Below are 11,775 nucleotides of genomic sequence, written 5' to 3'. Positions count from 1 at the left end.
CGCCCAACCGCGAGGCGCAGCACGGCGCGAAGATCATGCGCCAGCTCCTCGAAGCACCCGGCGTTGAGCCAGCGCTGGGCCTGCTGGTAGACGGCGGCCCAGGGTGGCAGGTCGTTCGGCATCCAGCGCCAGGGGGCTCCCGTCTTGATGATGTAGCGCAGGCCGTTGAACACCTCACGCAGGCAGTGCTCCCGCTGGCCGGCCTCTTCGGGCAGAAGCGTCAGGTAGGGCGCCACCAACGCCCATTCTTCATCAGAGACATCGGAGGGGTATGGTTTGCGAGGTGAGGTCATCAGGCCTCAACGAGACAACCTCAATCCAGGTCCATAACAGCCTCTAGCAGGAGTGGAGCATAGTAGATCGTCCTGCGATTTACAGTGGCATGATCAACGGAGATGCCGCGCTCGACCATCATCTCCTCGAGATCCCGCAGGCTCAGGCTGTAGGTCAGATACCACCAGATACACGGGAGGATCACGGAACGATCGAAATGGCGACCTCTGAAAATCTGAACCTCCGGAGGTAAACAGAGGCACTGAATTGTTTGCGACAGACCCGAAGGTTTTCGCCTAGCATATCTCGTTGATAATGAGACTAAATATATGCGATAGGTCACCAACTTCCTTTGGTGAGACGTAGAATAGTGATAACTACATCTGTAAGACGCTTGCTTCGGGATGCAGCCATACCTTTCGCCTGTATCCTCCTGATAGGCCTATTCATCACGATCCAGTTTCTTGCCAAGCCGCTCGTCCTTGGAAATATCGGGTTGCTTTCTTCTGCCGAGACAACGAGCCCCCGGTCAACGCTGGAAGGGTTCAGGGCAAATGTCACGCGTGCTTCATCCCTGCTGATTGAGGCCTACCGGCAGAACGTATCCGAGCCCGGGTTCATTCCAAACGCAGCTGTCAAGGAGAAGGTCAGAGAGGCGGACGTTCTACTAGCACGGGCCGCTCGCGCGCTCGACCTTCGAAATGTTCCACCTATCGAGCTCGAGCATCACCGCCTTGAGGCATCTCTGCTGCTAAAGGAGATTTTGGATCGTCTGCCTCTGCCCGACCCCGTTTCCATTCCAGGGAACGAAGAGGTCGCAAAGGGGGCTGTGCCCGGTTGGAGCATACCCGGTACCGAAATCAGGATAGTGCGCATCTCAGATGGGGTGCAGGCAGGCGAGTATCTGTTTTCAAGTGAAACAGTTCAGAGGCTCGACGAATTTTATCGCTTGATCCGGGATCAGCCCAACGCGGACAGCTCGTCGGAAGATATTTATGACTTTTTCAGCCAGTCGCCGGGCTACCTACTTCCTCCGAAGTGGTACAACCTTATCGAGGCTCTACCGGGCTCGCTGCGGACCTCGGTTCAGGGGCAAGCCGTCTGGCAATGGATCGCGCTCGTTCTTACGCTTTTCGTTGCAATCCTGGGTACCCTAGGCTTTAGGCGGCTACTCCAATTCGGAGAGCCGACTTCGAACACGACGGGGTCCCTACTGGCGAGTATCGTCATGCCGGCAACGGTCGCCGTAGCAGCTCTCTTCGTAGTGTATATGGCCGACTATCAGATCAATCTAACCGGTCAAGTTAACAATGCCGTCGAGGAAATCGGAGAGGCGACCGCATACTTGGCGGCCATGTGGGGGATTCTCAGATTCTCGAATGCTTTTGCCGGAGAGCTGACGCTCTCGCGATCGGAAAGTATCGACGCTCACTTGGCGCGGGCCGCTATCCGAATTGCAGGGATCGCCATTGCGCTCACTCTACTCATCTATGGTGCATCTTATCTCGGCATCCCTTTGGCGGGGCTTCTAGCCGGTCTTGGCGTCGGCGGCCTTGCCGTTGCTCTAGCGGCTAAACCAACCCTCGAAAATTTCATCGGCGGCCTGATCCTCTATGCAGATCGACCTGTTCGTGTAGGTGACCTCTGCCGGTTCGGCGATCTTGAAGGTCGTGTAAAGGAGATCGGCCTCCGTTCCACGCGAATCCGCGGACTAGACCGTTCGCTGATTACCATCCCGAACGCCACCTTCGTAAATATGAACATCATCAATCTGACCAACCGCGATCGAATGCCTTATCACCGAGTTGTCGCCCTCAATTCCTCGGATAGTGCTGATATCCGGCGCGAGATCGAGGGCCTTGCCACGTTCTTCGCCGGTCACCCGAAGATTGAACAAGACTCACTCCAGATCAGGCTCCGGGAGGGGCACGAGGAGAAGCCCAAGGCTGAAATCAGCGCCCTGATCTTGACTTCGAAATGGGAGGAGTTCCTGCAAATCCAGCAGGACGTCGATCTTATGCTTCGTGATGCCGTCGTGGCTGGCGACAAGGAACATGATGCCCCAGCGGGTCGCGACCATGTCTTTCCTCTGAAAGAGGTATGAGAGGCATAAGCTTGATTGTCTGGCATCGTCACGTTAACCGACGAGTCCGCCATAAGCCCTGCTTTGTTGATTTCAGGCGAGTGCACACACTGCGGCTATCTAAGCTGCAATAGCTAGATGTTTAGTCCCGGCATTTTGTGGAGCGGATTGAGCCTGAAGCGTTTTGGCTCGGCTGTCCAGATCTTGCAGATGTACTCGTAGGGTGTGAGGCCCTTCAGGGTCTTCAGACGCCGGCCGAAGTTGTAGGCTGAGATGAAGTCATCGAGGTGCTGCCGCAGCTGGGTATGGCTGTCATAGTGATAACGCTTGACCGTTGCGTCCTTGATGGTGCGATTCATCCGCTCAACCTGCCCGTTCGTCCAGGGATGATTGATCTTGGTGAAGCGGTGCTCGATGCCGTTCTCGCGGCAGCGCATGTCGAACATGTGCGTGCAGTAGCGGGCGGTCGGACCATCAGCATAGCGCGGCGGCAGCCGGAACTGGATGCCGTTGTCGGTGAGCACCGTGTGGATCTTGTAGGGCACGGCCGCGATCAGGGCCACCAGGAAGGCCGAGGCGGTAACCCGGTTGGCCTTCTCCACCAACTGGGCAAAGGCAACCTTGCTGGTGCGGTCAATGGCCACAAACAAATAGAGCTTGCCTTGTGCGGTCTGCACTTCGGCGATGTCGATGTGGAAGAAGCCGATGGGGTAGCTCTTGAACTTCTTCCTGGCAGGCTTGTCGCCCTCCACATCCGGCAAGCGCCCAATCCCGTGGCGCTGCAGGCAGCGATGCAGCGCCGAGCGCGTCAGATGTGGGATCGTGGGCTGGAGGGCATAGAGGCAGTCATCCAGCGGCAGCAGGGTGTGCCGGCGGAAGGCGACGATCACCGCCTCCTCATCAGCTGAAAGAACGGTCGACTTCGGGTTCTTGGGCCCAGTGGGCAGGTCAGCGACTGAGGTGCGCTTCTTCCATTTAGCGACTGTTTTCTGGTTGATGCCGTGGCGCGTGGCCAGGGCTCTCAAGCTTTCTTGACTATTCTGGATTGCGCGACGGACCGCCTCAGTCGTGGTGGCGCTGCCGTGGAGAACCTGGCCCATAGTGCTTCCTTCCATGCCGTGGAAAAGATTGCACCATCAAAACCCGGGATCAAACATCTAGATGGCGGTGAAGGTGTGTGCGAGGACATGGCGGTGGGAATGGGGCGGAACGAAGCTGCTTGTGCAAGTTGAGCGGCCGATTTGCAATTGACGTGCCCGCTATCAGTTAACATGACAACTCCAACAGCAACCCTCATTGTCATGTCAGCGATAGCCACGCAATAGCGTCCCTGTCATGAAGCATTCAGCTGTTGAAGACCTCGTGGGGGTAGAAGCTGCCTTGGGAGGGCTTAAATACCCATCTCAAGTGACTTCTCTAATTCACGAATCTGCTGCTGATTTAAACGATTGTCAGCCGGATTATTAGGGTGATGTCAAGAAGTGATCTTGCAAAACTGTACCGGAAGACATAGGTGTGGCGCAGATCACAGGCTTCTGTTGTGCTGCACGGGCCGTTTCTGCTGATCCCGTTAGAACACCATCGTGTTCTGTTCTCCTCTTCTAACCAAGTTCCGTACCGCCGAGGGCAAGAAAATCATGAGCGAGAGTGCAACTTCTCCCAACTACATAGAACTCTGTGCCGATATCGTTTCGGCATACGTTAGCAACAATTCTGTTCCCGCCGCAGACCTGCCATCGCTGCTCCACTCCGTCTATAACGCCCTAGCGAAGACTGCACCGGGGCAGGCCCAGGAGCCACAGGTTGCATTGGCGCCCGCTGTACCGGTTAAGAAGTCCGTGACCCTGGATGCGATTATCTGTCTGGAGGATGGGAAGTCCTTCAAGTCACTCAAGCGCCATCTGCGGACCACCTACGACATGACGCCGGAGCAATACCGCGCCAAGTGGAACCTGCCAGCGGATTACCCAATGGTCGCACCGAACTATGCCAAGGCTCGTTCTGAACTTGCTAAGGCTATGGGCCTCGGCCAGCAACGGAAGAAAGGTGTGGCTTTGGCGAAAGCTGCTGCCAATGATGCTGCTCCTGTCAAGCCGAAGCGGGCCGCCACTAAGACAGCTGCGCCATCAGGTGAAGTGGCTACACCGGCGAAGGGGCGTCGCACGAAAAAGGCAGCCTAGCTCGTCTCACTTCTGCGGTTTGGCTGTCGCTGTTCTGACAGATTTCTGCAACCCGGTGCTATCCAGCACCGGGTTTTTCTTTGCCGCTTGGACAATCGTTCGGCGTTATCAAAGCCATAGGATGGCTGCTAATCACGCCCAGATTGTTTTGCGGAGGGCCGACAACTACTTTGCCGGAACAGCATCTTTTGCTGGTGCGGACGCCGCTTTCTGAGCCGCTACGTCGGCGTCGTGCCTCAGCTTATCAACGGCCTCACTGTGCTTGGCCTCTAGTTCCCTCTGGCGGTCCGCCTCAGTCTTTGCTTTGTCCTCGGACATATCCAATCCGCGATAATGACACATGCTGTCCTCCATCTCACGACTGGCTGCTCGAATGACCGTCAATGCTCATCTCGAACGGCCTATCCCAGAGCTAAGGCCGCACCCAACCCATAGTTTCAGCATGGCTGAAAAGGAAACATGGTCTCCGACTATCGGGCGTCAGTCGGCATAGCTGGTTTGGGACAAGAAAAGACGCATCAACAGCAATTTGCAGATCAGACCAATGATCAGTCGTTAGCTGAACCTCGTATCCTCATGGGGAGCATAGCTCGTTCGGGTTTTTCCATGGTCGGGTACCCGATGCCTCCGGTCACGGCGCTCGCTGTGGATCATCCAAGCCAGCACGTATCCGACCGCACTCGCTGCGAGAAGAAAAGGCCATGGGTTCTCTAGCGCCCGTTGGTGCAGAGCCTGACGCCCTTCTTGGTAATAGCGCGCAGCCTCGGGATAGTGTTTACCTGCTTGGCGGACATAGCGCTTGCCTTGGTTGTATGCGTCTTGGGCTGCTCCCGCCGTTTGATCTGCTACATCATGCAGGGCATCTCGCACCTGATCCAAAAGCTGCTCGGCAGTATCCTGCTCCGACTGGCTCTGTTGGTCATCCCTTGAGGAGGCACGGGCCGCCAGATCGGCATGATCAGGCGCAGGGCCTTTGGTGATCACCACAGATACCGGATCGCTCGTCGGGAAGGTCTCGTCGATGGCATGGTCGAGCCGTGCATCGAGGTTCTCCTGTGAGTTCTCGGGCAACTCATTGTCTCGGGCGCTTTCCACAGACTTACCTTCCTCCCTGCTAGGAGCGGTTTGGCTGCTACCATCGGGTGTGTTTACCATGTGAGCCTTCCAGGGCACTCAGGGCAGGTTTGTAAGCGACCTGCGCTCATAGAGTAACACCAAGGCTTTGAGACCCGTTCCGCTCCAAGGGTTGTGTACCTATTCGGGATGAGGTGCTCCATGTGACTCAATGTGATTTCATCGTCATCGACTGAAAGGGAGGGCCCCATGGCCGGTAAATCTCGCATGCGACCGTCATTCAAGAAGCACACCCGCCGTTACAGGGAGCTGATTGCCCCCACCAAGGTGCTCGAAGGGCAGAAGAGGCTTACCAAGAAGCGCCGCTACGCCAACCGCCACGGTTGATTTCAAGTTCTCGGCGATCTGAGCACTTCTGATATCAATCATAGGGTTCTGGCCGGATCAGGCTCCTGTTCTATGTGAACAGGGTTATCGGCTCCTGCAATGCAGCCTGCATCACCCGATCGAGGTCGATCTCGTGACGGCTCGTCATATCTGCAACAAGCCTGCAAGCGCTGACGAGCGCAATTGGCCCGGCTCCTGATGGCTCCCACAGCAAGCAAGCCGTCGAAGTATCGCCACTTCCTCGCAGGTCAAATCCTGGGCACTCATCAGCAGAAGAACCTCGCGGTAGCTGCGGGGTAGGCGTGTCAGAGCCAAGCGAAGCTCGGCCAACGCAAGAGTCGTTTCCTGTTCAGGGAGGACGTTGAGGCGAGCCGCATCGACGCCACTTGGTCCTCAACCTCATGTCTGCGCTTGTGGTACCCTGCATAGGGAGCATGGCGCAGGATCGTGAACAGCCATGCATCAAAACTGCTGCCGCCCTCAAAGCGGTCGATGTTGGCCTACGCACGAAGGAAGGTGGTCTCTTTCGCTTCTTAGGGTCTGCTGCTGAGGCCGAGTAACAGTGCGGAGGCAGCAGTGTTTAATGGCAGGCATTTTGATCGATTCGTGATCCTGCTCAGCATCCGGTGATATTTGGCTTACAGCCTCAACCTCCGAAGCTCGGGAGATGATAGCCGAACGCGGTGTCTCCGTTGAGCATGCCATGATCCATCGGTGGACATTACGGCAAGCGCCTGAACTGCTAGAGCGCTTCAATCGACGCAAGAGAGCTGTCACAGGCCGATGGCACATGGACGAGATCTATGTCAAAGTTTGAGGCCAGTGGCGCTATCTGTATCGCACCATCGACAGCAATGGTGGCAGTCGAGTTCGGGTTCAGCGCAAGGCGAAATCTCACTGCGGCCAAACGCTTTCTGTGCAAGGCGCTAAAGAGGCATGGTCGTCCAGACCGGATTGACGGCGGCCAGGCGAACCGGGAGGCCATCCTGCTGTGAGACGATGAAAGCCGTCTGCTGGATCGTTCAAGACCTCGGCTCCGGCCGATCAGGACCCGAAGGTGCCTACCTCAACAATCGCATCGAGCAGGATCATCGCGCTATCAAGAGGCGCATACGCCCGATGCTCGAGCTCAAAACAGAGTGCCTACGTGATCTTGGGCGGGATTGAGACGATCCACAGGATGGGCAAACAACAGGCGAAGTACGCCTGGCATTCGAACCTCTCGCTTGCCGAGACGTTCGAGGCGCTCGTCGCATAATCGACTACCATGCATTCTGGCATCTCTGTATCTGTCGCCAGGAATTGCCACAGAGCCCTATGGAACTGCGACGAGGTGCTCTCACCAGGACGTGGTTTAATATCGAGGGCCGCTGACGATCAGCGGCCCGAAGGTCGGGGCAAGTGTCCGATCAAAACGACATACAGGTTAGAGGTGCCGGCTCCGTATTAGCATGCGGCCGTTATCATGATCTCGACAAGGGTATCGTCGCCAAGATCCGCAACGCCAACGGTAGCGCGGGCCGGAAAGTCTTTGGCTTCCAGCCACCGCTTCCAGGCCGCATCCATCTCCGACTTACGGTTGAGATCCGTCAGGAAGATCGTCGCAGCCAGCAAGCGGGATTTGTCCGTGCCGGCGGCGCTCAGGTACTGGTCGAACTTGGTGAGGATCTGCTCGGTCTGCCCCTCCAAGCCGACCGACACATCATCGGCGACCGTTCCGCCGACGAAGACCAAGCCATTGTGCACGACAACACGATGCATGATTGGCGTTTGAATATGACGTTCCGTCACTGAGACTTCCTTTCTACCAAGTCTGTGGAATGGTGCGTATCGGCGAGGTCGGCCAAGACGGCCACCTTCGCGGTGTCTGTCTGCGGCAAGGCGGCGAGCTCGCGCAGCTTCAATGGCTTGATTGGGAAGCGCAGCCGATAGTAGCCGATCTCGGATGGATGCGTGCCACGCTCGTCTGCGATCAGTTCGGTCACGGTCAATCCGCAGAGCCTGCCCTGACACGGGCCCATGCCGCACCGGAGAAACACCTTCATCTGGTTCGGCCCGCCTGCGCCAGCATTGACCGACGCCCGGATTTGTCCAGCCGAGATCTCCTCGCAGCGGCATACGGTAGTGTCTTGGTCCTGCGGGACCCGGAATGCCTTGGCAGGCCTGTACAACTCGTCGAGAAACCGCCTGCCCCGCATGGCCCGCGCCAGGGATCTCCGGAGCGGATCGGCAAGCCGATCCCGCTCCACCGGTGCGATGAGGCCGAGCTGAGAGGCGCAGCCGAGCCCCGCGATGCGCCCCTGGATCGCCGCCGCCTCGGCGCCCCTGATACCAACCCCGTCACCCGCGAGGGAGAGACCGGCAACCGAGCTTGCATACCATTCGTCAACCTGCGGCCGGAACGTGAGCTGAGCCTCGTCCCAATAGTGATCGCAGCCTGCGGCATTTGAGAAATTGACGTTGGGGACCACGCCTTGATGGAGCAGAAGGAGATCCGCAGGCATGCGTTGCTCGCGGCCCCCAGTCATCCAGACGATTTCCCGCAGTCCCCCCTCGCCTTCCGCTGCCAATGTGGAGACCCATCGGATCACTCGGGTGCGGCGTTGCACCGATTTGAGCAGCTTCAGTCCCTTGGCTAGATAGGGCGAGACCAGAAAGCCCGGAGCATGGCGAAACGCCCGATGCCAATTCTCCCTGGGAGTTGTGTCGAGAACGGCCGACACCATTGCCCCCGCGTCGATCAGCTGCGCCGCAAGCAGATAGAGTAGCGGGCCCGTTCCCGCGATCACGACCTTTCCGCTCGGTACGAGGCCAGATGTCTTCAGGGCGATCTGGGCAGCTCCCGCGGTCATGACGCCAGGAAGGGTCCAACCCGGGATTGGGAAGGGGCGCTCCAAGGCTCCCGTGGCAAGCACTACCTGCTTCGCCCGGATGAGACGGGCCATGCCGCTTGAAGAGAGCCCAACCTCATGGCCGGCCGTTCGGCCGGGATCATCCTGTAAGGGCTGGATGCTCCAGGCGGTAGTCGCCGGCGCATATTCAGCCCCTGAACGCAGAAACTCCTCGGCGATGCTCCGCCCGCGCCAGTAGTCCTCGCCCATTCTCTGCCGATCTACCGGTTGCGCCAGGGTGATGGCGCGATAGATCTGGCCGCCGGGTGTCTGGTTCTCGTCGATGAGGAGCGTCCGTGCCTTGGTCCCCGCAAGCGTCGTTGCTGCCGACAAACCTGCCGGGCCTGCTCCTACAACGATCACATCGTAGTCATCAACGAGATCCGCGATCCCCTGTTCTCTGCTGAGCGTACCCCCTGTCATTGGGCAGGCTCCGCCATCAGAGCTGCCGAGCCACGCTGGCTCTCCACCCTCATTCCCTCCTGCACGATCACAAGGCATCCCTGGCGGTTGTCCACGCCGTCAATCCTGACCAGGCACTCGAAGCACACGCCCATCATGCAATAGGGTCCCCGGGGGGATCCCGAGACAGGTGTCGTGCGGCAAGCGCGGACGCCCGCGGCAAGCAGCGCCGCGGCAACGCTGTCGCCCGCAGACGCCGTGATCGGCCGCCCGTCGAACGTAAAGGTGATTTCGCCCGAAGCGCGATCAGACAGACGCCGGAACACGGAACCTCCTGGTCGAGAAAACAGCAGCTTCCTTCGGGATCGTCCCTGTGGCGATGTAGTCTGCCAGCGAGAAGGCATGCTGAGGAGCCAACGTGACGCCCGAATGCGCCATGGCTACGTAGGCGCCAGGGCAGGTCTCCGATTGTTCGTAAACAGGTGAGCCGTCCGGCGTCATGACGCGGAAGGCCGTCCAGGTCCTAACGACATTCAGGTCGCCGAGCAGAGGGAACATCCGAATGGCCCTGTCGGCCATGACGGAGGAGATGGAATGATCGATCCTGAGGCTTGAGGCATTCGCCTCCTCACTGTCGCCGATCATGATGCCGCCCTCGTCAGTCTGACGAACCGTGACGACGGGATAGCGCAGGAAAGGAGCGGCCTTCTCGGTGACGATAATCTGTCCCCGGCTCGGCTTCATGGGCGCCTCAAGTCCGACCATCGGCGCCAACCGCGCGTTGCCCAACCCTGCTGCGAGGACAACCCTTGGAGCCCTTACCTCACCCCAAGCACCCTTCAGCGCAAAGCCACCGGCACGCGGTTCGATAGCGGTGACCACATGATCAGCCCGGTAGTCAACGCTGCGTGCCTTCATTGCGGCATGCAGGGCTCGGAACAGGCGCAGCGAATTCACGTGCCCGTCGAGAGGACAGTAGATCGATCCGCTCACCTCAGGCCCGATGGCAGGAAGCCGGGCCCTCGTCTGTGTATGATCCAGGACTTCATAGGGATAGATCACGGTATTGGGCTGGTTGTGCAGGCGCATCATCATGTCGACATTCACCTGCAACTCGCGGTCTGACAGGCAGAGCGTGAACCCGCCCGGCTGATCGAGGCCGACATCGACCCCGGTGTCGGACAGGAGTTCCGAGGCCAGGCACGGCCAGGCCTCGGCTGCGGATTTCGTCCAGGCCGTGTAGGCAGGTAACCCGAGGCCCTTCCCTTGCACCCAGACAAGAGCGAAGTTAGCCCGGGAGGCTCGCAGGGCGATGTCGCCTTCGTCCAGCACGCAGACCCGCAGCCCCTGCCGCGCCAGTCCCCATGCGACGCAGGCTCCCATGAGGCCTCCGCCGACAATGGCGACATCGGGCTCTTGGTTTGGTCGATGATGCGTCATACGGTCATGTTCACCAAAAGCGAGGCGCCTGGGGCCACCCCACGGTTACAATCAAGCCCTGCGCTCAGGGCGCGATGTCGACCTTGAACCACTTCATGCTGAGCGCCTTGATAGTGCCGTCAGCGGAGGCGGCGGCAACGGCCTCATCAAATATCTTCTTCAGGTCTATGTCCTCCTTGCGGAGACCGATACCGATGCCGGGCCCAAAGGGGCCACCGAGGAGCGTAGGACCGGCGAGCTTTGTATCCTTCATTTCCGGCTTGGCGATTGTCGCGGTCAGAACCGTCATGTTCGCCAGGATGGCATCGATGCGGCCGGCAACGAGATCAAGGTCGTGCTGCTCGGTCGTCTTGTATTCGCGAATCTCGACCAGTCCCTTGAGGTATTGATCGGCGAACGCAGACGCTGTCGTGGAGCCCTGAACTCCGAGAGTTTTGCCCTTCAGAGCTGGCGCCATCGCGGCGACTGCAGCCTTGCCGGCGGCCTCGTCCGCTGTCAGGTCGATCCGTTTGCCGTCTCCCGGCAGCTTGGCAAGATCTCCGCTAGCATCAACGGCGAAGGTATTGATTGGAAGGGCATAGGGACGTGAAAAGGTCATCACTTCGAGGCGCTTTGGCGTGATGCTCATGCCGGCCATGATGGCGTCGTACTTCTTGGCCTGAAGCGCAGGAATGATGCCGTCCCAGTCCTGCGCCACGATCTCGCACTTCACCTTCATGCGCACACACAGGTCGTTGGCGAGGTCGATCTCGAAGCCTTCGAGCTTGCCGCCAGGACCGGTGAAGTTCCACGGGGCATAGGCGCCCTCGGTCGCGATCTTGACGGTCTTCTCCTGGGCCGAGGCTGCGCTTGCAGCGATGGTCAAGCCGAGAACGGCGCTTAGAACTTTCAACATGCTCATATCTTCATTCCCCCGTTTGGTCTTGGCCCGGCGGTGGCTTGCTGTACGCCTGCCGTCCGGCCGAAGCGACGCCGCAACAATCGGGCAGCTCTTTCCATAAGGTCAAATCAGATTTATTTAGCCTAGCATGTTCTGAAGTTATGC

General features: G+C 58.7%; 11 protein-coding genes and 2 pseudogenes. 4 read left to right on the top strand and 9 right to left on the bottom strand.

Going from position 1 to position 11,775, the window contains the following annotated elements; all coding sequences use genetic code 11:
- A partial coding sequence (locus BLP10_RS19100; protein WP_139165540.1) for a transposase occupies positions 1 to 293 on the bottom strand: 293 nt, incomplete at its 3' end.
- Positions 294 to 334: 41 nt separating this feature from the next.
- Positions 335 to 508 (bottom strand): annotated as a pseudogene (locus tag BLP10_RS19095) (IS6 family transposase); the annotation flags it as partial.
- A 159-nt stretch (positions 509 to 667) separates the two neighbouring features.
- On the opposite strand from BLP10_RS19095, the gene BLP10_RS19090 reads away from it, so the two are divergent.
- The gene (locus tag BLP10_RS19090; RefSeq protein ID WP_091138223.1) at positions 668 to 2,377 is read left to right on the top strand and encodes a mechanosensitive ion channel family protein; all 1,710 of its coding nucleotides are present in this window, start codon (positions 668 to 670) and stop codon (positions 2,375 to 2,377) included.
- Positions 2,378 to 2,490: 113 nt separating this feature from the next.
- Here BLP10_RS19090 and BLP10_RS19085 read toward each other — a convergent pair whose 3' ends face one another.
- Positions 2,491 to 3,456 carry an IS481 family transposase gene (locus BLP10_RS19085; RefSeq protein WP_139165539.1) on the bottom strand — a complete coding sequence of 322 codons (966 nt, stop codon included), beginning with the start codon at positions 3,454 to 3,456 and terminating at the stop codon, positions 2,491 to 2,493.
- Positions 3,457 to 3,993: 537 nt separating this feature from the next.
- Here BLP10_RS19085 and BLP10_RS19080 point away from each other — a divergent pair.
- Complete coding sequence (locus tag BLP10_RS19080) at positions 3,994 to 4,536, top strand: Ros/MucR family transcriptional regulator (RefSeq protein WP_091138220.1); 543 nt, start codon at positions 3,994 to 3,996, stop codon at positions 4,534 to 4,536.
- Positions 4,537 to 5,091: 555 nt separating this feature from the next.
- On the opposite strand, the gene BLP10_RS23275 is transcribed toward BLP10_RS19080, so the two are convergent.
- Positions 5,092 to 5,631, bottom strand: coding sequence for a hypothetical protein (locus tag BLP10_RS23275; protein WP_175493976.1), 540 nt, complete (start codon positions 5,629 to 5,631; stop codon positions 5,092 to 5,094).
- Positions 5,632 to 5,859: 228 nt separating this feature from the next.
- On the opposite strand from BLP10_RS23275, the gene BLP10_RS23270 reads away from it, so the two are divergent.
- Entirely contained in the window at positions 5,860 to 5,997 is a 138-nt protein-coding gene (locus tag BLP10_RS23270; protein WP_175493975.1) for a hypothetical protein, read from the top strand.
- A 633-nt stretch (positions 5,998 to 6,630) separates the two neighbouring features.
- A pseudogene (locus BLP10_RS19065) lies at positions 6,631 to 7,255 on the top strand (IS6 family transposase).
- A gap of 188 nt (positions 7,256 to 7,443) precedes the next feature.
- On the opposite strand, the gene BLP10_RS19060 reads toward BLP10_RS19065, so the two are convergent.
- The 5 genes from BLP10_RS19060 to BLP10_RS19040 all read right to left on the bottom strand — a co-directional run bounded on the left by BLP10_RS19060 (position 7,444) and on the right by BLP10_RS19040 (position 11,631).
- Complete coding sequence (locus BLP10_RS19060; protein ID WP_091138215.1) at positions 7,444 to 7,788, bottom strand: RidA family protein; 345 nt, start codon at positions 7,786 to 7,788, stop codon at positions 7,444 to 7,446.
- Positions 7,785 to 9,311 carry an NAD(P)/FAD-dependent oxidoreductase gene (locus tag BLP10_RS19055; protein ID WP_091138212.1) on the bottom strand — a complete coding sequence of 509 codons (1,527 nt, stop codon included), beginning with the start codon at positions 9,309 to 9,311 and terminating at the stop codon, positions 7,785 to 7,787. The genes BLP10_RS19060 and BLP10_RS19055 overlap by 4 nt, the downstream gene beginning before the upstream one ends.
- Positions 9,308 to 9,616, bottom strand: a complete 309-nt coding sequence (locus BLP10_RS19050) for a (2Fe-2S)-binding protein (protein ID WP_091138209.1) — start codon at positions 9,614 to 9,616, stop codon at positions 9,308 to 9,310. Before BLP10_RS19050 ends, BLP10_RS19055 begins: the two co-directional genes overlap by 4 nt.
- Positions 9,597 to 10,730, bottom strand: a complete 1,134-nt coding sequence (locus BLP10_RS19045; RefSeq protein WP_091138207.1) for an NAD(P)/FAD-dependent oxidoreductase — start codon at positions 10,728 to 10,730, stop codon at positions 9,597 to 9,599. The genes BLP10_RS19050 and BLP10_RS19045 overlap by 20 nt, the downstream gene beginning before the upstream one ends.
- Before the next feature lie 64 nt (positions 10,731 to 10,794).
- Entirely contained in the window at positions 10,795 to 11,631 is an 837-nt protein-coding gene (locus BLP10_RS19040) for a lysine/arginine/ornithine ABC transporter substrate-binding protein (RefSeq protein WP_091138204.1), read from the bottom strand.
- Between the last annotated feature and the right edge of the window lie 144 nt (positions 11,632 to 11,775).

This window comes from Microvirga guangxiensis, from assembly GCF_900102135.1.
GTDB lineage: Bacteria > Pseudomonadota > Alphaproteobacteria > Rhizobiales > Beijerinckiaceae > Microvirga > Microvirga guangxiensis.
Note: the sequence above shows the minus strand (reverse complement) of the source record. Positions and strands in the feature narration are given on the sequence as shown.

Coding starts and splice junctions, on each gene's coding strand:
- BLP10_RS19085 (WP_139165539.1), bottom strand. CDS start 3,456: ATGGGCCAGGTTCTCCACGGCAGCGCCACCACGACTGAGGCGGTCCGT.
- BLP10_RS19080 (WP_091138220.1), top strand. CDS start 3,994: ATGAGCGAGAGTGCAACTTCTCCCAACTACATAGAACTCTGTGCCGAT.
- BLP10_RS23270 (WP_175493975.1), top strand. CDS start 5,860: ATGGCCGGTAAATCTCGCATGCGACCGTCATTCAAGAAGCACACCCGC.
- BLP10_RS19055 (WP_091138212.1), bottom strand. CDS start 9,311: ATGACAGGGGGTACGCTCAGCAGAGAACAGGGGATCGCGGATCTCGTT.
- BLP10_RS19045 (WP_091138207.1), bottom strand. CDS start 10,730: ATGACGCATCATCGACCAAACCAAGAGCCCGATGTCGCCATTGTCGGC.
- BLP10_RS19040 (WP_091138204.1), bottom strand. CDS start 11,631: ATGAGCATGTTGAAAGTTCTAAGCGCCGTTCTCGGCTTGACCATCGCT.